The organism is Tenacibaculum haliotis, assembly GCF_025215075.1.
Classification (GTDB): domain Bacteria; phylum Bacteroidota; class Bacteroidia; order Flavobacteriales; family Flavobacteriaceae; genus Polaribacter; species Polaribacter haliotis_B.
In genome coordinates this window covers 188881-209249 of sequence record NZ_JAOBTH010000028.1, presented here as the reverse complement: position 1 = coordinate 209249, position 20369 = coordinate 188881, and the positions used below count along the sequence as shown (strand labels likewise).

Here is a 20369-nt window from a genome sequence, read left to right as displayed (position 1 = left end):
AACCGTTTCTATTTACGTATAAAATACAAATCTACTGAAAACGAAATTAATAGATTTTATATTAACAGATACTCTTAAATTTTTAATAGTGTAAAGTTTATCAAGGCTTATTTAAACTGTATATTTGCAGTCTATTAAAAAATGAAATGCGTACAAAAACAGTAAAGAAAAATAAAATTAACGTAGTTACTTTAGGATGTTCTAAAAACATTTACGATAGTGAAGTGTTAATGGGGCAATTAAAAGCCAATGGTAAAGACGTGGTTCATGAAGACCCTGAAGATGATGGTAATATTGTTGTAATTAATACTTGTGGTTTTATAGGTAAAGCCAAAGAAGAAAGTATTGATACTATTTTGCATTATGCGCAGCGTAAAGAAGCAGGAGAGATAGACAAAGTTTTTGTTTCTGGTTGTTTAAGTGAGCGTTATAAGCCAGATTTAGAAGCTGAAATTAAAAATGTAGATCAGTATTTTGGTACGCATGAATTACCAGAATTATTAAAAGTATTAGAAGCAGATTATAAACACGAATTAATTGGCGAACGTCTAACAACAACACCAAAACATTATGCGTATTTAAAAATTGCTGAAGGTTGCGATCGCCCTTGTTCTTTTTGTGCAATTCCTTTAATGAGAGGGAAACATAAATCTACACCAATTGAAGAAATTGTTATCGAAGCTACAAAATTAGCCGAGAAAGGAATTAAAGAATTGATGTTAATTGCACAAGATTTAACCTATTACGGATTAGATATTTATAAAAAACGTGCTTTAGCTGATTTATTAAAAGAATTGGTAAAGGTAGACGGAATAGAATGGATTCGTTTGCATTATGCATTTCCTACAGGTTTTCCGATGGATGTATTAGACGTAATGAAAAACGAACCAAAGGTTTGTAATTATTTAGATATTCCGTTACAGCATATAAATACCGAGATTTTAAAATCGATGAAGCGTGGTACAACCCACGAAAAAACAACTTCACTAATTCATAAGTTTAGAGAAGCTGTCCCAAATATGGCAATCCGTACTACTTTAATTGTTGGGTATCCGGGAGAAACGGAAGAACAATTTCAGGAATTAAAAGATTGGGTAGAGGAAATGCGTTTTGAGAGAATGGGTGCTTTTGAATATTCTCATGAAGAAAATACGGGCGCTTTTGTTTTAGAAGATGATGTTCCTGCGGATGTAAAGTTCCGTCGTGTAAATGAAATTATGGAAGTGCAATCTCAAATTTCTTGGGAATTAAATCAGCAAAAAATAGGAAAAACGTTCCGTTGTTTATTTGATAGAAAAGATGGAGAATATTTTTACGGCCGTACAGAATTTGATTCGCCAGATGTAGATAACGATGTAATTGTAGATGCTACGAAACATTATATAAAATTAGGTGAGTTTATTGATATTAAAATAGATGAAGCTGGTGATTTTGACTTGTACGGAACTCCGTTAGTGAAGCAAGAAAAACCAACAAGCTTAAATCAAAAAAGAAAATAAATAATTAAGAGTCTGTTTTAAATTCTAAATAAAGTGTTTTTTTAGATGTAAACGTCATGCTGAATTTATTTCAGCATCGCATAGAACTAAGAACTATAGTAAATTAAGGTGCGAAACCGAAATAAATTCAGTTTGACGGATTTGATTTTTTAGCTTTAGTGATAAAAGGTTTTTAAATGAAATTTAAACAAACTCTAATAAACTTATTTTTAAAATATAAATCCTGCTTTTAGCAGGATTTTTTATGCTTTAAATTCTATAATTTAGCCTTATGAAAAAAGCTTATTTTAATTGGAGTTCAGGAAAAGATTCGGCATTTGCATTGTATAAAGTATTACAGCAAAAAGAATACCATATCGAAAAGTTGATAACGAATGTAAATGAAGATTATCAACGTGTTTCTATGCACGGACTTCATGAAAACTTATTAGAAGCACAGGCAGAAAGTATTGGTATTCCATTAGAAAAAATATATTTTCCTGCGGATGTAACGATGGACTTGTATAATGAGAAAATGTTAGGAAAAACTGCTGAGTTAAAATCATTAGGATTAAATCATGCTGTTTTTGGAGATATATTTTTAGAGGATTTAAGAAAATACAGAGATACAAAATTACAAGAAGTTGGTATTACAGGCGTGTATCCGTTATGGAAACAAGACACGAAAGAATTATTGAGAGCATTTTTGGCGCTCGGTTTTAAAACGATTACCGTTTGTGTAAATGCTAAAAAACTAGGAGAAGAATTTGTTGGTAGAATAATTGATGAAGATTTTATAAATGAATTACCAGAGGATGTTGATGTTTGTGGTGAGAACGGAGAGTTTCATACTTTTTGTTTTGATGGACCAAATTTTAGTAAACCAATTGAATTTGAAATAGGCGAGAAGTTACTAAAATCATATACGTTAAATAAAGATGACTCTCAGAACTGTCATAAAGGCACGTCAGAAAAAGTTAAAAATTACGATACTAGTTTTTGGTATTGCGATTTAATTTTAAAAGAATAAGCGCCTTTTTAAACTTTAAATAAAGTGTTTTTATAGATATAAACGTGATGCTGAATTTATTTCAGCATCACGTAAAACTAATAAACACGGCAAATGAATCCGTAAAACTGAAATGAATTCAGTTTTACGGATTCGGTTTTTTAGCAATAATAGTTTTTTTAAATGTAGCATAAGTTTTTAGCCCCGATTGAAGCATTTGTTTGAGCTCTTTTTTTGATTTTTTTTCAAAAAAAAGCGAGTGCGTAAAGCGGGAAATAGCTTCAAATAAATTATATAAACCTAGCGCTTATTTTGTTTTAAAAGAAGGCTGTTATAAACTTTAAAATCGATATTGCTGGAGTGTTTTCGTAACACGTTTTACAGTTGGTGTACATAAACAAGCAATCTATTAAATCGGTAAGCATGTGTAGTAAAAGACCTATGCCAATTATGCGGTATGATTTTTTAAAGAACAATAAAATAACGTAGCCAATCATGGCGAAGTATGAGTGAAAAAGATGAAAACCAAAGCTGCATCTATTCGGTTGAAATATTGGCGTAGACAATAAATGATCTAAATCGACCAGCATGGTTGCTATTAAAATTAAGTAGACTTTTTTCCAATTATTGTTAAAAAATAAATAGGCAATTATAAGCGGAAATCCGAAGTGTAAGAAGTAGTGAATGAATGTTTGCATCTTAATAAAGTTAAGCAACTTCTCTTTCTAAGGCTAAAAAATGAGTGGTTCCTGATTTAGAAAACAACGGAAAAACATTCAACTCACATTTGTAAGTAGATTTGTCTTTTCTGTAATTAACAATAACTTCTTTAAATGGTTTATTGGCTAATATTTTTTTGCGAATACTACTTTTTGTAGCTTCAGATGTTTCTTTGCCTTGTAAAAAAAATGGTGTTTTTTGCAAAGCATATTCCTTATCATAACCGGTCATTTTTTTAAAGCCATCGCTAACCCAAATTATTTTTTTGTTAGTATTTGTTATCACAAGGGATTCGTATGGATTGTTATTTAAAATTTTAGCAATTTTATTTTTCCAGTTAAAGTTATTAGCAAGTATTTGAAGGTTTTTTATATCTTCTTTGGTTTTGTTATCGTAAAATAAATCTTGTATTCCCCAGCTTAATAAATTAATATTTTGTTTTGGTGATGGCTTTAATAAGGCTTTAACTTCGTTATATTTCTCTTTATTTAAAGAAGATATGTATATATCTAAGCAAATCATATCCGTTAAGTCGTTTTTCATAGAAGTTAAGTTGATTTATATCGTAAAAGTAAGGAATTAAAATTTTTCAAAAATGCCTAACCCAAATAAAGCAAAATCGTATTTTACGGGATCATTTTTATCGAAACTTCGTAAGGTAATATCTAATTCGGTTAAAGCTTTCCAATCATTTTGTTTTCTGGTTAATATTCCCAGTTTTCGAGCAACATTTCCTGAATGTACATCTAACGGACAGTGTAAATGTGCAGGTTTGTGTGTTTTCCAAATGCCTAAATCTACACCAGTATTATCATTACGAACCATCCAGCGTAAAAACATATTTATACGTTTTGATGCTGAGCCTTTCAGCGGGTCAGAAACATGTTTTAATGTTCTTTGTTGGTGTTGAATTTCAAAAAAAACTTGTTTAAAATTATGTATTGCGAGTTGATAATTATCTTTATTTTGGGTTGATAATATTGCTTCTAATCCGTTATGATTTTCATAAATGTTTTTAAGGGATTTTATAAAAAATCTAAAATCATCAGCATTAAAAGTACGATGTACAAATCCGTTAAAATTATCTAAATCATCATTAGTGTGATTCATTACAAAGTCATAGGGCGAATTGCCTAGTAACTCAACCATTCGTAATGAATTTTTGATTATCATTTTACGATTTCCCCAAGCTATAGTTGTCGCTAAAAAACCTGCAATTTCAATATCTTCTTTTAAAGAAAATTGATGCGGAATTTGAATTGGGTCACTATCAATAAAATCTGGATTATTATACGTTGTTACTTTTTCGTCAAGAAATTCTTTAAGTTCAATCTTATTCATAATTATACAAAATCTGAAGCAAAGCTCATTAAAATAAAAAAGGCATTGTAGCTGGCGTGTAAAAGGATACTCCAAATTAAGCCAAAACGGACTCTTATAAATCCTAAATAACCACCTAATATTATTTGCGGTGCGACTAAAATAGGTGCTAGTATAAGTACGTTTGTTGTTATTTCGAAATTAGATAAATGTATGAACCCGAAAATGAAAGCAAAGGCGTAGAAAACCAGTTTAAAATATTTTTTGCGATGAAATAAAGTGATTGGAGCTCTAAAAAACAACTCTTCTAATAAAGGCGCAGCAACAACTACAAATAGAAAAAGCTTGAGTTTAGACATGCTTTTTATTAATTCTTCCATTGCATGCGTATTCATGTCTACGTAACCGAAATGCTCTATTAAAGCAAATAGTGGAGTTATTATAAATGCTGTAAGTATGCTTATAACAAGTAAGTGTAAGAATTTTTTAAATCGATAAGAATTATCTTGATTTGGGTCTTTTTCTAAAACAGGATTTTTTAAATACTTAATCAATTCGTTAAACGTGTTTTTCATGTTTACTTTTATTTATAAGTAATTAAAAAGAGTAGGATGTTACATTAAGCAACTATAACTCCGTCTTTCATAGTTAAAGTACGATCTGCCATTTTAGCTAATTCTTTGTTATGAGTAACAAGTACAAAGGTTTGTCCGAATTTATCACGTAATTCAAAAAATAATTTATGTAAGTTTTCTGCGGATGTTGAATCTAGATTTCCAGAAGGTTCATCTGCAAAAATTACTGAAGGTTCGTTTATTAAAGCTCTTGCAACTGCTACGCGTTGTTGTTCTCCGCCAGAAAGTTCGTTTGGTTTGTGGTTTTCTCTATGTGATAAGCCTAAGAAAGACAATAACTCTTTAGCCCTTTTTTCGGTAGCTATTTTAGATTTGCCACCAATAAAAGCAGGAATACAAACGTTTTCTAACGCTGTAAATTCAGGAAGCAATTGATGAAATTGAAAAATGAATCCGATATGTTTGTTTCTAAAAGAAGAAATTTCTTTATCATTTAGCCCTTTGGTAGAAACGTTATTAAGAGATAACTCATAGTTTTCATTTACTTTGGGTTTATCTAAGGTTCCTAAAATTTGAAGTAACGTAGTTTTTCCTGCCCCCGAAGGACCAACAATAGCTACAATTTCTCCTTTTTTAATATGAAGATTTACACCTTTTAAAATTTCAACTTCCCCATAGTGTTTATGGATGTTTTTAGCAACAATCATAGTTATATATTCAATGTAACGAATGTATAAAAAAGAAATCAGATAACCTTTAAAGGCTATCTGATTTCAAATCATATATAAACACTTTTGTTAAAAAATATTTTTTAAGTTATTATAGTCAATAAAATACACAAAACGAAGTGAAAAAGTATGTCTGTTAGATTCTTCTAAAAGAGAATTTAAGTTCTCTGAAAAATTTTGAGTAGCATTATCACTCGAGTTCGAAATAGAATTTCTGTAAAATGCGATTAATTGACTACCAGGAGCAAATTGCCATAAGTAATTTACATCTAAATTCCATCTATTAAAATTTTTGTGATGAACTTCGTTATAGTTATTTGCTATAAGTTCTCCATTGTTTTTATTTAATGTGTAAAATTGATTTTTATAAGGAACTTTACTCCAATTATGCCTAAAAGATAACGAAAGTGATGACTTTGTGTTGAAACTATATTTACCTGTTAAAGAATTATTATAGGTGGTAAAATCTCTTTGCCCAAAAACAATTTCATTTAATAAAGGAGTCAACGAAGGGTTTTCAGCTACATCATCTTGGTCAATGTCATTAACAAAACCTTGATCGTTATTTGTTTTATTAAACCTAAAACTATAAACTAATGAAAACTGCTTGTTAAAACGATATCTCGGAGAAACTTTAAAGCCATAGCCTTCTTTAGGATTGTCTTTAAAGAAATTATAATACCAATCATAATCGATCGCGAATTTATTTCTGTAATCGGTAGATCCCCAATGGTTAATGTTTATTCTCTGTGGCCTTTTAAAGAAAATACCATTTGTATTACCTTGTCTTGGTTCGTTAAAATCTTTTCGCTCGCTGTTAAAATTAAGGTTAGTACCAAAACCAAAACGATTTTTTGTATCTGCCCTAAAAGAAAGACTTATATTGGTGCCAGTATAAGTACTCGGTTTATGCAAAAAGTTAATATTGTAAGATGTACTTATTCTGTAACTGTTAAATATTCCTTTAGGTTTTAATAAGTGATAGGCAGCAAAACCGTAAATAGCTTGCTCGTTGTTACTAAATAAAATTCCCATATCATTTGGGTTAAAATCTTTGTTTTCGAAATTATAACCAATTTCACCTCGCCAGTTACCAGATTGTTTACCAATACTGGTATCAAAAGTATACCCAGTATTTGGATCTTCTTCATCATTAAAAATATTACTCATTTTAAAAGAACCATCAATATTATACATGCTCTTTTTATCTTCAATATGCCAAAGTAAACCAGAAACATTAGCATCTCTAAAACTACCATTACGAGTAACATTGGTATTAATTAATGTAACCGATGAATTTTGATTAAACTGTTGGTCTAATACCAAAATGTTATAGTTAGAAAGCGGATTGATAACTTCTGTTCTTGTTTCTTTTGTTGAATTATTTCTGATTGTTGCTTCTGTCTTGTCGGTAATAGCATTAAAAAAACCAATTCCTAAACCATTTTTTGTTCTTCCAGATATTTTTATAGCATTTAGCATTTGTACTTTTTCTGGTGAATCTATTAAGGTTTCAATGTTTTCATCTACCGAAGCTGATCTTATAGGAGAACTACCAATTCTACGAGAATAGAATAAACGTCCTTTGGTGAAAAGTTCTGTTCCTTCAGTAAAAAACTGACGTTGTTCAGAGAACTGCTGTTCAAAAGGACCTAAGTTTAAACTTACATCGTCAAAACCTACTTGTCCAAAATCTGGAATTAAAGTAGCATCTAAAGTGAAATTTTCGGTAAGCCCGTATTTTAAATCCATACCAACACTCCAGTCAAAATCAGTTTTTCCTTCAAAAGTTGTTGTGGTTGCAGATGCGTATGGATAAAAATTTAAACGAGTAGGTGGTGTAATGTTTTTAAAACCTTCAATTAAACCATCATATTGTGTCCAACTTCCTTGTGTGTTATCAATAGGATTCCATGTAAAACGAGCATTTAAGTTTTTTACTTCTCTATGAAAATTTACACCCCAAGATTGTACAGGCGTATTTGCAAAACGTAATGCGCGATATGGTATTTTCATTTCTACTGACCAACTATCAGCATTTATTTTAATAGCACTTTTCCAAACAGCGTTCCAATTATAGTCTTCATTACCTGTAGAAACTTTTGAATCAGCCTGAACACCAGAAGCGGTTACAATAAACATGGTAGGGTTTTGACCATCATCATTTGGATTTATCATCAACATAAAAAAATCTGAATTACCAATAATATCTCTACTGTTAAATTCTGCAGGTATTTTAGATGGCGTAGGTGTGTACATTACTGCACTTACATAAATAGCATCATCATCGTAACCTAATTTAACTTCAGTTTTATGGGTATTTGGTTCTTTTTGTCCGTTAGTAGGTCGCATCATTACAAAATCTTTAGCGACTGGAATTTTCGACCATGCAACTTCATCAGTAATTCCGTCAATTTGAGGAGGAAACTCTAAACGAGTAGCATTCATTTTTTTTCTATTCTGATTAATTTCCTGAGCTTTAATTCCTTTAGAAAAAAGTAAAATAACGAATAGTGATGTGGCAATTTTATACATAGTTGATTGATATGGTAAAATAACTTGCAAAAATATTTATGATTTCAATTTTTAAATCATAAATTCATGTTAATTACTCTAAAGACATGTTAAAAAAATAATTGCTGCAGTTAGATAAGTTAAAGAAGTGTAAAAATAAAAATTACAATAAATAGTAATGTATTATAAATTGAATTCGTATTTTTGTTCGACTTTAAAAATTCATATCTAATGAACTTACACGAATATCAAGGTAAAGAAATATTAAACAGTTTTGGGGTTCGTATCCAACGTGGAATCGTTGCAAATACACCAGAAGGAGCTGTTGAAGCAGCAAAGAAATTAACAGAGGAAACAGGTACAGGTTGGCATGTAATTAAGGCACAAGTACACGCAGGTGGTCGTGGAAAAGGTGGTGGAGTTAAGTTGGCTAAAAACTTAGATGATGTAAAAAGTATTTCTAATGATATTTTAGGAATGATGTTAATTACACCTCAAACGTCAGCTGAAGGTAAATTAGTAAACCAAGTTTTAATCTGTGAAGATGTATATTACCCTGGTGCAAGTGAACCAGATGAATATTATATGTCAGTTTTATTAAACCGTGCAACTGGTAGAAACATGGTTATGTATTCTACTGAAGGAGGTATGGATATTGAAACTGTAGCGGAAGAAACTCCACATTTAATTTTTACAGAAGAAATTGATCCAGCTTTAGGATTAATGCCTTTTCAAGCACGTAAAATTGCTTTTAACTTAGGTTTAAGCGGTGCTGCATTAAAAGAAATGACAAAGTTTGTTACTGCTTTATATACTGCGTATGTAAAATCAGATTCGGCAATGTTCGAAATTAACCCAGTATTAAAAACATCTGATGATAAAATAATGGCTGTTGATGCTAAAGTTACTTTAGATGAAAATGCTTTATATCGTCATAAAGATTATGCAGCAATGCGTGATATTCGTGAAGAGAACCCTATTGAGGTTGAAGCGAAGGCTGCAGGTTTAAACTATGTAGATTTAGATGGTAATGTTGGATGTATGGTAAACGGAGCTGGTTTAGCAATGGGAACTATGGATTTAATTAAGCAAGCAGGTGGTGACCCAGCTAACTTTTTAGATGTTGGTGGTACTGCTGATGCTGAACGTGTTGAAAAAGCTTTCGGAATTATCTTAAAAGATAGTAATGTAAAAGCAATTTTAGTAAACATTTTCGGAGGAATCGTTCGTTGTGATCGTGTTGCTCAGGGAGTTGTAGATGCTTATAAGAGTATGGGAGACAAAATTAATGTGCCTATTATTTGTCGTTTACAAGGAACAAATGCTAAAGAAGCAAAAGAATTAATTGATAATAGTGGAATGGAAATTATTTCTGCTACTGAGTTTCAAGAAGCTGCAGATAAAGTTGCAGAAGTTTTAGGAGCTTAATAATTAGTTTTTAGTTAAATATAAAAAAATCCTCACTTTTAAAAGTGAGGATTTTTTGTTTTATCTTGTTGAAATATAAATACTACATAATGAGAAAATTATTAATCCTTATTTTATTACCTTTTCAATTACTAGCACAAGAAAAATCAAATTCTGAATTATTTTGGAATACTTTACAAATTCATTGTGGAAAAGCATTTGAAGGGGAAATTACAGCAGGAGGAAAAGAAGGTGATGGTTTTACAGGAGAGAAATTAGTAATGCATATTCGTTCTTGTGAAAACAACACAATTAGAATTCCGTTTTTTGTAGGTGATGATAAATCTCGTACTTGGGTTTTTACAATGAGTACAGATAAATTAATTAAATTAAAGCACGATCATCGACATAAAGACGGCTCGGAAGATAAAATTACGCAATATGGAGGAACGAACCCTAATATGGGATTGTCTAATATTCAATTTTTTCCTGCGGATAAACATACAGCCAATTTAATTCCGTATGCATCTAATAATATATGGTGGGTTACGATTGATAAAACAAGTTTTACGTATAATTTACGTAGAATAGGAACTGATAGATTGTTTTCTGTAAAGTTCGATTTAACAAAAGAAATAGAGACTCCAAGTGCTCCTTGGGGAAGTGAAGATTAATTTAATAGCGATTTTTTTTAATATTGCATTATTGAGTAGCTTTTTTTTTATTAAAATGATATGTATATATGATGGTAGTTTATTACATATAATTATTAACTATTTTTTTCACTAAACGTATATTTTCCAAGTCTTAATATGCAAAAGAAAACTAATGTAACCGCCTGTAAATTGTAATCTGAATATTGTAAAAATGAATGAGCAATATTATTCCTTAAATTCTTTCCTTTTTGAGTAAAAGTATATTTAAATAGTGCTATATCTTTTGCGGTAAAGTGTTTCTTTGTTGTTGGATTATCCAATAACTCTTCAAGAAGTTGCTCTTTTATTTCTCCTCTTTTCGAAGTGGAAGTGTTCCCTCCAGACAAGCGAATAAAATCTCTTAATGCACCTTCAAATTTGACAGACAATGAATCCATAGCTAATATGAAATTATTAATTTTATTGGTGTTCATTAAAACTGAAAGTTCAAATTGAGCAAATAAATTATGAATTCCAGGTGCAAGCATAGTTAACCAAGATGAATTTTGGTCAATTTCATTGTCGGTCATTCCTCTTTTGAATTTCATTCCATACCAAGTTTGGACTTCTAAAAATTCAAATATTTTATAATAATTTAATTTGCCTGTAATAATTCCATCAACGAATACTTTTAAGAAAAGACTAAAGCATTTAACTCCGTGAGCAATGGTATAGTTTTGAATTATTTCTTTGTCAATTTTCTCCGAATCTTCAAGATTTTTAAAATTGCTATTTATATCAAAAACACTTGTGTTGAATAGATTACTAATAGAGTTTTTTATAGATTTTTTTGCATTTTCCTCATTTTCGATTGGGTCAACTAGAATCTCTTCATTCATTGAAAAGAAAGCGAGAATCTTTTCAGTTGGCATGTCTAAAATGATTTTTGATTTCATATTTAGATATTTGTTAAACATTTCTGTTTCCTTTTCGCCAAGTTCCCAGTTTACTTTTCCTAGTTTAACCGTTTGTTTTAATCTATTATATTCTTTTAGATTCTGTTCAACTTCCTCTGTTTTTCCTGCAAGTCTTAAATATTTGGCTTTTGTTCCAATAGCAGTAAACTTAACAAAATCAGTGTCTTCTTGATGTTGTTCTAAAATTAGATCTTCGTTCTTTGCTAATAATTCATATAGTCCATTTAAAGAAAGCCCAATTGAATTATAAAGTCTAATTCCAGCTTCGAGTTTATTTTTATTTGTGAAATATGAAACAGGTTTGTCATCTTCAATCCATTGAGGTAGTTTAAACGCAATATCATTTAATTCTTCGTTTGAGAGTGTATTATTATCTAAAATAGAGTTAAGGATACCTGGTTTAAACCAATTCGGCAAATCATTTACTAATGTTATAGCTGTCTTTTTAGTTATATCTGTTTTCTTCTTTGATTTTTTTGAGATGTATAATATTGCGGATAGAATTATAGGTAATTCTCGAGTTTCATCTGCCTTAATTCTATTTATTGTTTGGATATAATTGTCAATTGCAATTTCTGCATATTTGTTATGCTTTGTTTTTTGCCATAATAAATGTGAATATCTAGATTTTAACCAAGTATTTTCAGTTTCCTTTAATCTATTCTTTAAATATTCAAGGTCATCTTTGTCTAACTCAAGGTTCGCTATTTGACCTTTTGAATCAGTAACTTGAACATTGGTTATTAACTCTCCTTTATTTAAATTATAGTTTAATGATTTTCTCTCAATAATTAGTTTTTTTTCCCAATCACCTTTGATTTTTTTCGTTGGCTTAAGTTCTCTTTGAATATTCCAAACGTTCAAAGATTTTAGATTTTCAATTGAGTTATAGAATTCTTTTAATTCATCTGGTATTTCATTCATATGAGTTTTGTTAAACTTGTAGCTAATGTTTAGATACCCATTATTTCAAGGAAGAATATCAATCAATAACGAATTTACTTGATTTTAGGATAAGAATCAACCCAAATATTTCTACAAACTCTTCCTTAAAACTGCAATTTCATCACGTAATTGTGCGGCAACCATAAAATCTAAACTTTTGGCAGCTTCTTCCATTTGTTTGCGTTTTGCACGAATACGTTTTTCAATTTCTTCTTTAGGTAAATATTGTAAATCTTGTTCTGCAGCCTTTTGTATCGCGTTATCATACTGATATGTCGCTGTGGTATCTTTAGATAGCGTATTGTCTAATTTCTTATTAATTTGCGTTGGTGTAATTCCGTTTTTAGTATTGTAATTAATCTGTTTTTCACGTCTACGATCGGTTTCATCCATGGTACGTTGCATACTATTGGTAACTTTATCGGCATATAAAATTGCGAGTCCGTTTACATTTCTTGCTGCTCTACCAACAGTTTGTGTAATAGATCTGTGGCTACGTAAAAAACCTTCTTTATCAGCATCTAAAATAGCAACTAATGATACTTCGGGTAAATCTAATCCTTCACGAAGTAAGTTTACACCAATTAAAACATCAAATATTCCTTTACGTAAATCTTGCATTATTTGTACACGCTCTAAGGTATCAACATCCGAATGTATATAACGACATCGAACCTGTATTCTGGTTAAGTACTTAGCCAATTCTTCTGCCATTCGTTTGGTTAAAGTTGTAACCAAAGTACGCTCGTCTTTTTCTACACGAATTTGAATCTCTTCAATTAAATCATCAATCTGATTCAAACTTGGTCGCACTTCTATTACAGGATCTAATAATCCGGTAGGGCGAATTACTTGCTCTACAAATACACCTTCGGTTTTTTGTAATTCATAATCAGCAGGCGTTGCAGAAACATAAATAACTTGATTTTGTAACAATTCAAATTCATCAAACTTTAACGGACGGTTATCCATCGCAGCAGGTAAACGGAATCCGTATTCTACCAAGTTTTCCTTTCTACTTCTATCACCACCATACATGGCGTGTGTTTGCGGAATGGTAACGTGGCTTTCATCAATAACCATTAAATAATCTTCCGGAAAATAATCTAATAAACAGAAAGGACGCGTACCAGGATCTCGACCATCTAAATAACGAGAATAGTTTTCGATACCCGAGCAGTAACCTAATTCACGAATCATTTCTAAATCGAATTCGGTACGTTCTAACAATCGTTTAGCTTCTAGGTGTTTTCCTATTTCTTTAAAATAATCTACCTGTTTAACCATGTCTTCCTGTATTTTATAAATCGCATTTTGCAATACATCAGGCGAGGTAACAAATAAGTTTGCAGGGTAAATGGTTAGTTCGGTTAATTTTTCAATTACTTGATTGTTCTCTATATTAAAAGTTTCAATTTCTTCAATTTCATCACCAAAAAAATGCACACGATAACCGCTATCTCCGTACGACGGATAAATAGTAACAACATCACCTTTTACTTTAAAAGTTCCGCTTTTTATCTCTATTTCAGTTCTAGAATACAAACTGGTAACCAATTGATGTAAGAATTTTGTGCGCGAAATTTGCTGATCTACTTCAATCGGAATTACATTTTTCTTAAACTCATTCGGATTTCCGATACCATACAAACAGGAAACAGAGGCAATTACAATAATATCTCTACGACCCGAAAGTAGGGAAGAGGAAGTGCTAATTCGTAAGCGTTCTATCTCATCATTTATAGATAAATCTTTTTCGATAAAAGTACCTGTAACAGGAATATATGCTTCAGGTTGATAGTAATCATAATAAGAAACAAAATACTCTACAGCATTGTTTGGGAAGAACTGTTTAAACTCAGAATACAATTGTGCAGCCAATGTTTTGTTGTGTGCCAGGACCAAAGTAGGTCGGTTTACTTCGGCAACAACATTGGCAACAGTAAAGGTTTTACCAGAACCAGTAACCCCCAACAATGTTTGGTGTTTCTCGTTGGTATCTAATCCGTTTACTAATTGTTTTATTGCTGTTGGCTGATCGCCAGTAGGTTTAAAATCTGAGTGTAATTCAAAGTCCATACAACAAAAATACGGATAGTTTATGTGAAAAACTATCCGTACTTATTAGATATAAAAGAAGTTTTTTTTATTTTCTTAAAAGAGAAAAATGCCCTTGATGTTGGTGAACTTTACCTTTTCTGTCAACTAAATAAATTTTAAACCAGTAATCATTAGATGGTAATAATTTACCTTTATAGGTTCCGTCCCATCCTTGATTATCAATAGGAATTATAGCTACAATTTTACCATATCGATCAACAATTGTAATGTTACTTGAAGGATAAAAACTAGAATTAGCTCCTTTAATTTTCCAAGTATCATTTTTGCCATCTCCGTTTGGAGTTAAAAATTTGGGATATTCAATAACTGATATTTCTATAGTAGCATCAGGTTGACATCCATTTTTATCTCTAACTAAAACAGTATAAAAACCTCCCGAAATGTTATCAAATAAAGGTTCGTCTTGAAAACCTGTTATATTGTTATCTTCATCAGTAATAGCAAACTCGTAATCACCAATTCCTAAATTTTGATTTTTGGTAATTATTTTGACAGCGTAATTATTTTGCCCATTATTATTTGTGTCGTCAATTATAACAATATCATCACTTGTTAAAGTAGGATTTATAGATTCGTTTACTACAATTTCTCTACTTCTTTTACAACCAGTTCCATCTTGCTTTGTTGCAGTAATTACATAGGTTCCACCTACTGTAACGTCATAAAAAGCATTGGTACTTAAAACAGTAGAGTTGCCTTTTAATGTCCATTCATAACTATAAGTAGCATTAGGGTTTATAGGTTCTAATCTTGTTTGTGGGTTGTTTAAACATACAATAACAGGGCTATATACTATGAAATCAGGTAAAGGTTGTGTCCAAATTGTGAAATTACCCAAGCCTTCGCAGTTGTTATTTGTTTTGTCGATTATCTTAATATATAATGGTTGAGGTGTTATTGCTGGGACATTTTTATTACGATAATTAGTGGTATTTGTAATGTTGTTAATTACGGCATTTCTATCAGTAATAGTTTCAAAAATTAAAACTTCTAAATTAGGCCTTTTAATTAAGGGGAATGTGGCCTTAATATCACTCTCTACAGTACTTAAATCAAAATAAGTAATACCATCAGTGTCGTTGTTATTGATTGTGTTATTACCATCAGGATCTAAATAATCATCGCAATTAGTGAATTGTTTTGTGTAAGTAATATTAGCTTGATAGCCTACTGTAATTTCTATTTTAGATATTTGATAGCAATTTTTATCCGAAATTGTTCTCACCCAAATCATATCTCCATCACTAACCGAATGGGCTGTTTGGTTGGTGATTTCTGAAGTGTCATTTATAGCGTCATTTTCGGTAGGATAATATTTAAATGTTTCGTTTAAATAGTTAGCTGAAATGTTTTTTTCAGCTAATGTTAAGTTGATATCTGTGATTAAATCAGTATCAGTATCACATTGGTTTAGTGTAACAATTGTATTTGCAATTACCGGAAGTGGTAAAAAGTTAATAACAACATCATCAGAACCTTTATTACCTAAATTATCGGTGATTATACTTTTGTATGTTCCTGAGAGGTTGTTGTTAATTGTTAAAGTAGCATTGTTTTCTCCGAGTATGGTTGTAAACCCAGTACCTGTATCTACTTGCCACTCATAATTGGTAACTGTTCCAACGGTAGGCGTACCATCTAAAACAACGGTTGTATCATCACAAGTTTCTTGATCAGGCCCTAGTTCTCCAGAAACAATAGAGCAATCTGTCGTACCTGACCCTGTATTAGTAAAATTGGTTTGCTCTAATTTAATTTTACCAGAGAGATTATCAAAATTTGTTATCAATAAAACATAAAACTCACCTGCTTGTGCATTATTAATAGTAAAATTTTCTCTACTAGATCCAGAATAACTACAATCAATAATATTGGTGTTGTCTAAATTATTGGTATAAAAATTAGGAGATGTAATGTTATCGGGACAGAGGATTGAATTTCCACTACTATCTATACATTCTTTGGCTAAAGACGTACAGTTAGAATTAGAGGTGTTAAATGGCCCCCAGGCAGCAAAATCAACATCAATACTTGTTCCTGTAGGATTACCGTTTGTATCGAAATCGGTAGATTGAATAATTTCAAACTCTAGGTTTCCGGTTGATTCCACTTTAATATAAAACCAAGAAGGGTTAGGGGTTGAATATAAACAAGCAGTACTTCCATTGTCAGGAGTGTTTGTAGTGTTGTTAAATATTTTTACACCACTATTATCTGAGCACATAGGCTCAGAAGTATCACAAGTTGTACCACCGTCTTGAGAGAGAATGATTGAAGGGAATAAAATTAATAATAAAATAATGATTTTTTTCATAGCAAGAAAAATAAAAGTTTTGAGGAGGTAAATATAAGTTTAGTTTCTTAATAGAGAGAAATGACCATTTTTTTTTCGAACTTTACCATTGGTGTTGATTAACTTAGCATTATACCCAATAGTCGTTAGAAGGTAAGGTACTACCATTATATACGCCGTCCCAACCTGTTAAATTTTTATCCGTTATCTCTTTTATTAGCTTTCCAAACCTATTAAATATCTGAACTTTAACAACTGTATAATAACTATTATTAATACCTAAAACATTCCAGGTGTCATTGTAACCATCTTCGTTTGGAGTGAAATGTCGTTGAAAATAAATCGTAGAAATTTTGTTAGAAGATATAATTCCACATCCATTTCGATCTCTGATTGAAATAGCATTTAAACCAGGAGGGGTATTTGTGAAGGTATGAGAAAAGTTTTCTTCTCCTTTTATAAAATCACTAAGATTTGTACTGTTTAAGGCGTATTCATAATCACCAATACCATCTATTGTAATTTTAATTTTATTGTTTTCAGGAATATCGTTGTCATCAGCAGATGTTATTTTGATAACTAAAGCTTGATTAGATTCTTTTACTCTAAAAGTATTATATCCCATGTAAGGTGTGGTGATATTAGGGTGATTTCGATAAGCCTCAACTTTATATAATCCACTAGCAGAAGCATTGTGTATAGCAGATATCTCACCTGGTATTTGAACTCCGTTTAAAAACCATTTGTAAGTATCTGTACCAGTACCAGTATCAGCATTTAAAGAAGTCGTTTGAAGTTGTGGTGTTCTTCTAGGGTTATCAACACATAAAATAATTTCATTTAAATCACCTTGAGGAATTGGTAGCTTTTCGACAAAAATTTGATTCGTTTGTAAAGAAGCGTCTTGAGAAGTGCGATAATACTGAAAATCGTGTGTTGTTACAGAAAGAGCTCCACTTGAATTAAATATTATTTGTTGTGTTTTTTTTGAGAAATCAAAAATACCATTATTAGAGCCAATACTAAATTTAGCAGTTAAATTTATTTCGTTTTCATCCAATTCTGGAATATGTTCATTGGTGTAAGACGTTAAACCAGTAGGGTTTACTTGTAAATTGATTGTAGCAGTTTGATAGCAATTTGTTATCGTATTAGTTGCCCTTACTAATACTGAATGACTCGTTGAAACACTATTTATATAATTTACCTTATTTAAAGGTGAAGAAAAACTACTATCTGATGTTTCAAAGAAATCAAAAGACATATTTGTAGAATCGTTTACTAAATCATTTTCTAAGTTTTGAAGATTAAAGGCAGCAAATCCATCAACAGGATTGCTGTCAAAATCGCATTGAATATAAGTTGATATATTGTTTATAGTAGGTTTGGGTACAAAAGTAATTTGAACCCTTCCTGTAAAAGTTTTTTTACAATCAGATGTCGATTCTATTTTAACTTCATATAAACCACTGCCAAAATTGGTGTTGTCAATTGTTAATATTCTAGAAGTAGTAATTTCTATACCATCTTTAAGCCAAGTGTAGGTATCAGTAGGGTCATTTTTCTCGGGTTCAATTTCATAGGTTTCGCCGATACAAAATACCTGATTTGAATTATTTAAAACTACATTTGTAGTTGTGTTTATTAAATTAACGGGGGCAAAAAAAGACTGTATAAAAGGCGGTAATCCTTGTGAAGATATTGCACCACCTAAATGTGTTTTATCAGGTACGGATGCATAAATTCTTCCATCTGGGCCTAGTTGCAATGCTCCTCGGTAGCCTGTGCCAGACCAAACGTTAGTTTTTGTATTTGGTATGTTTGCTTTTAATAAATCATACTGAAGAATATTAAAAGCATCAGAGCTTTGTGTGTATGTAGAGGTGTATAGCTTTGTTGAATTTTGTGAAAACTCAACTCCATAAGGACTCCCATCAAAAGCCCCATCAGTAAGAAGTAATCCATTTGATGTTATTTTTCCTGAAGCATTATCAAAATCATATAAAACAAATCTACCACTTCCGTCGTTGGTGAAATCAGCTAAAGCTACTTTTGTTCCGTCAGGTGAGGCTTTTAAATAACCTCTTTTATCTTTTAAGGTGTATGAAGATAAAGAGGTAACAGGACTTGTGTTTTTTACACCATCTTTATCAACCTTATAAGCATAAAAAGTGTTTTGTACTATTGAAAGAATCCAAATTTCCGTACAGTCTTTTCCTTGAACAGCTGTTACTTTTTCAGACCAAGTTAAATCTTTTCCGTCGGAAAGGTTTATTGGGCCGTTAGTAATTTCTCCACCGTTACCTTTTGATATATCAATTGTATAAAAATTAAAACCAGGGTTAACAGGGTATACACTTCCATTACCTACATAGTCTGTACCTACAGTAAAAATATAGTAGATATTTTTATCTTCAGGATTCGGGATGATTAAGCCAGATTGCGTACTCGAAGGGTTTCCTTGTAAATTATTTGCAAGACTACCGTTCGAATATTTCATTAACTCATGGTTTTTAGTCCAGACGTTAATTCCGTCAGAATAAAACAGAAGAGCACCATTTTCATCAGCAATAGATGAGCAGCCTTCATCGGTGTTTAATAATCCATTATTTAATGAGGTTACGGTGTTATTATTGAAATCTATCCCTGCATTTCTTCCAAAAAACCAAAAATTAGCTTCTTTTTGACTATATATTGATAAAGAAGTAAAAAAGATAAAAAGTAACAGAGTTCTTCTCATTATTAAAGTAGTTTATTGTTATAGTAAAACAGCTAAACTACTTATTACCCTCTATAAATCTCGTTTTTTTAACAAAAAATATGAAGCATATATAAAAATGGTAGTCCATATTAAAACAATACCAATATTAAGAAGGCCAACAGAATAATCTTTAGTGAAATTTTCCCCTATTTGATTAGCAACAGATTTAACAGCGCCTAGCCTTGTGAATGGTTCTTTTATTAGATTAGCCATTGCTTCTAATGGAAAAAATTGCATAATAGCATCTACGGCAGACTCGGTACCTGTTTTTAGGTCTTTAAATGTCCAATATAAATAGCCTTTAAAAATACTTTCTATAATTAACCATACAATCATTGCTGCAACAGCAAAGGCAGATCGTTTAATTAAGATTCCTAAAAATAATCCGAAAGAAAAGAAACCTACTAGTTTTATAAAGAAAGCAAATAGATAACTTAAATCAGAAAAAATAATAGATAATTCATTGAAGTCTGAATAAATACCTCCTAATATTAAAGAAATAGCAAAAACAAAAATAGTTGATACTACAGCAAATGCAATCACGGTATAAAATTTTGAAAGAATAAATTCTTTTTTACTTAACCCGTCAATTAAATTTTGTTTTAAAGTTTTGTAACTGTATTCATTGGCCATCATAGATACAATTACAAGTAGTAAAAAGAACTTGAAAATAGCAGCCATATAGGTGTTAAAATGCCAGATGTAAGGAAAGTTGAATATGCCTTGATCGGCTAAATGAAATTTTATTGGACCTACATCAAATTTAATTGCTGCAATTAAAGCAACAGATGTTAGTAAGGCAAAATAAATTATTGAAAGAACTTTACTAGCTCTATTGTATCTTAATTTATGGAATTCTATATATAAAAGGCGTAACATATTTGTT

At 30.9% G+C, this 20369-nt stretch carries 15 protein-coding genes; 4 read left to right on the top strand and 11 right to left on the bottom strand.

Annotation, left to right across the window (positions count from 1 at the left end):
- The first annotated feature begins 146 nt into the window (after window positions 1–146).
- Together rimO and N2251_RS10530 are read left to right on the top strand one after the other, a co-directional pair.
- Entirely contained in the window at window positions 147–1499 is a 1353-nt protein-coding gene (rimO, locus tag N2251_RS10535) for a 30S ribosomal protein S12 methylthiotransferase RimO (protein ID WP_260586687.1), read from the top strand.
- A gap of 271 nt (window positions 1500–1770) precedes the next feature.
- Window positions 1771–2508, top strand: coding sequence for a Dph6-related ATP pyrophosphatase (locus N2251_RS10530; protein WP_260586686.1), 738 nt, complete (start codon window positions 1771–1773; stop codon window positions 2506–2508).
- Between the two features lie 296 nt (window positions 2509–2804).
- Here N2251_RS10530 and N2251_RS10525 read toward each other — a convergent pair whose 3' ends face one another.
- From N2251_RS10525 to N2251_RS10500, 6 genes are all read right to left on the bottom strand, one after another.
- Window positions 2805–3185: a DUF6122 family protein gene (locus N2251_RS10525; protein WP_260586685.1), complete on the bottom strand. Its 381-nt coding sequence runs from the start codon at window positions 3183–3185 to the stop codon at window positions 2805–2807.
- A 10-nt stretch (window positions 3186–3195) separates the two neighbouring features.
- A complete protein-coding gene (locus N2251_RS10520) occupies window positions 3196–3750 on the bottom strand; it encodes a PAS domain-containing protein (protein ID WP_260586684.1) in 555 nt (184 codons plus the stop codon).
- A gap of 36 nt (window positions 3751–3786) precedes the next feature.
- Window positions 3787–4548, bottom strand: a complete 762-nt coding sequence (locus tag N2251_RS10515) for a TIGR02757 family protein (protein WP_260586683.1) — start codon at window positions 4546–4548, stop codon at window positions 3787–3789.
- A gap of 2 nt (window positions 4549–4550) precedes the next feature.
- Window positions 4551–5102 carry a CPBP family intramembrane glutamic endopeptidase gene (locus N2251_RS10510; protein WP_260586682.1) on the bottom strand — a complete coding sequence of 184 codons (552 nt, stop codon included), beginning with the start codon at window positions 5100–5102 and terminating at the stop codon, window positions 4551–4553.
- Between the two features lie 44 nt (window positions 5103–5146).
- On the bottom strand, window positions 5147–5809 hold the full coding sequence (locus tag N2251_RS10505; RefSeq protein ID WP_260586681.1) for an ABC transporter ATP-binding protein: 663 nt from the start codon (window positions 5807–5809) through the stop codon (window positions 5147–5149).
- Between the two features lie 90 nt (window positions 5810–5899).
- Window positions 5900–8365 carry a DUF5916 domain-containing protein gene (locus N2251_RS10500; RefSeq protein ID WP_260586680.1) on the bottom strand — a complete coding sequence of 822 codons (2466 nt, stop codon included), beginning with the start codon at window positions 8363–8365 and terminating at the stop codon, window positions 5900–5902.
- A gap of 210 nt (window positions 8366–8575) precedes the next feature.
- On the opposite strand from N2251_RS10500, the gene sucC reads away from it, so the two are divergent.
- The gene (sucC, locus tag N2251_RS10495; protein ID WP_260586679.1) at window positions 8576–9772 is read left to right on the top strand and encodes an ADP-forming succinate--CoA ligase subunit beta; all 1197 of its coding nucleotides are present in this window, start codon (window positions 8576–8578) and stop codon (window positions 9770–9772) included.
- Window positions 9773–9861: 89 nt separating this feature from the next.
- A complete protein-coding gene (locus N2251_RS10490; RefSeq protein WP_260586678.1) occupies window positions 9862–10425 on the top strand; it encodes a hypothetical protein in 564 nt (187 codons plus the stop codon).
- Window positions 10426–10520: 95 nt separating this feature from the next.
- Here N2251_RS10490 and N2251_RS10485 read toward each other — a convergent pair whose 3' ends face one another.
- The 5 genes from N2251_RS10485 to N2251_RS10465 form a co-directional block, all read right to left on the bottom strand.
- Complete coding sequence (locus tag N2251_RS10485) at window positions 10521–12287, bottom strand: DUF7380 domain-containing protein (RefSeq protein WP_260586677.1); 1767 nt, start codon at window positions 12285–12287, stop codon at window positions 10521–10523.
- A gap of 111 nt (window positions 12288–12398) precedes the next feature.
- Window positions 12399–14387: an excinuclease ABC subunit UvrB gene (gene uvrB, locus N2251_RS10480; protein WP_260586676.1), complete on the bottom strand. Its 1989-nt coding sequence runs from the start codon at window positions 14385–14387 to the stop codon at window positions 12399–12401.
- Between the two features lie 67 nt (window positions 14388–14454).
- A complete protein-coding gene (locus tag N2251_RS10475; protein ID WP_260586675.1) occupies window positions 14455–16743 on the bottom strand; it encodes a T9SS type B sorting domain-containing protein in 2289 nt (762 codons plus the stop codon).
- Window positions 16744–16852: 109 nt separating this feature from the next.
- A complete protein-coding gene (locus N2251_RS10470; protein WP_260586674.1) occupies window positions 16853–19462 on the bottom strand; it encodes a T9SS type B sorting domain-containing protein in 2610 nt (869 codons plus the stop codon).
- 51 nt (window positions 19463–19513) lie between these two features.
- Window positions 19514–20362: an ABC transporter permease gene (locus N2251_RS10465; protein ID WP_260586673.1), complete on the bottom strand. Its 849-nt coding sequence runs from the start codon at window positions 20360–20362 to the stop codon at window positions 19514–19516.
- Window positions 20363–20369: the final 7 nt, after the last annotated feature.

Bases quoted from the DNA above. Each gene is read 5' to 3' on its own strand.
- rimO (WP_260586687.1), top strand. From the start codon at position 147: ATGCGTACAAAAACAGTAAAGAAAAATAAAATTAACGTAGTTACTTTA.
- N2251_RS10530 (WP_260586686.1), top strand. From the start codon at position 1,771: ATGAAAAAAGCTTATTTTAATTGGAGTTCAGGAAAAGATTCGGCATTT.
- N2251_RS10525 (WP_260586685.1), bottom strand. From the start codon at position 3,185: ATGCAAACATTCATTCACTACTTCTTACACTTCGGATTTCCGCTTATA.
- N2251_RS10520 (WP_260586684.1), bottom strand. From the start codon at position 3,750: ATGAAAAACGACTTAACGGATATGATTTGCTTAGATATATACATATCT.
- N2251_RS10515 (WP_260586683.1), bottom strand. From the start codon at position 4,548: ATGAATAAGATTGAACTTAAAGAATTTCTTGACGAAAAAGTAACAACG.
- N2251_RS10510 (WP_260586682.1), bottom strand. From the start codon at position 5,102: ATGAAAAACACGTTTAACGAATTGATTAAGTATTTAAAAAATCCTGTT.
- N2251_RS10505 (WP_260586681.1), bottom strand. From the start codon at position 5,809: ATGATTGTTGCTAAAAACATCCATAAACACTATGGGGAAGTTGAAATT.
- N2251_RS10500 (WP_260586680.1), bottom strand. From the start codon at position 8,365: ATGTATAAAATTGCCACATCACTATTCGTTATTTTACTTTTTTCTAAA.
- sucC (WP_260586679.1), top strand. From the start codon at position 8,576: ATGAACTTACACGAATATCAAGGTAAAGAAATATTAAACAGTTTTGGG.
- N2251_RS10490 (WP_260586678.1), top strand. From the start codon at position 9,862: ATGAGAAAATTATTAATCCTTATTTTATTACCTTTTCAATTACTAGCA.
- N2251_RS10485 (WP_260586677.1), bottom strand. From the start codon at position 12,287: ATGAATGAAATACCAGATGAATTAAAAGAATTCTATAACTCAATTGAA.
- uvrB (WP_260586676.1), bottom strand. From the start codon at position 14,387: ATGGACTTTGAATTACACTCAGATTTTAAACCTACTGGCGATCAGCCA.
- N2251_RS10475 (WP_260586675.1), bottom strand. From the start codon at position 16,743: ATGAAAAAAATCATTATTTTATTATTAATTTTATTCCCTTCAATCATT.
- N2251_RS10470 (WP_260586674.1), bottom strand. From the start codon at position 19,462: ATGAGAAGAACTCTGTTACTTTTTATCTTTTTTACTTCTTTATCAATA.
- N2251_RS10465 (WP_260586673.1), bottom strand. From the start codon at position 20,362: ATGTTACGCCTTTTATATATAGAATTCCATAAATTAAGATACAATAGA.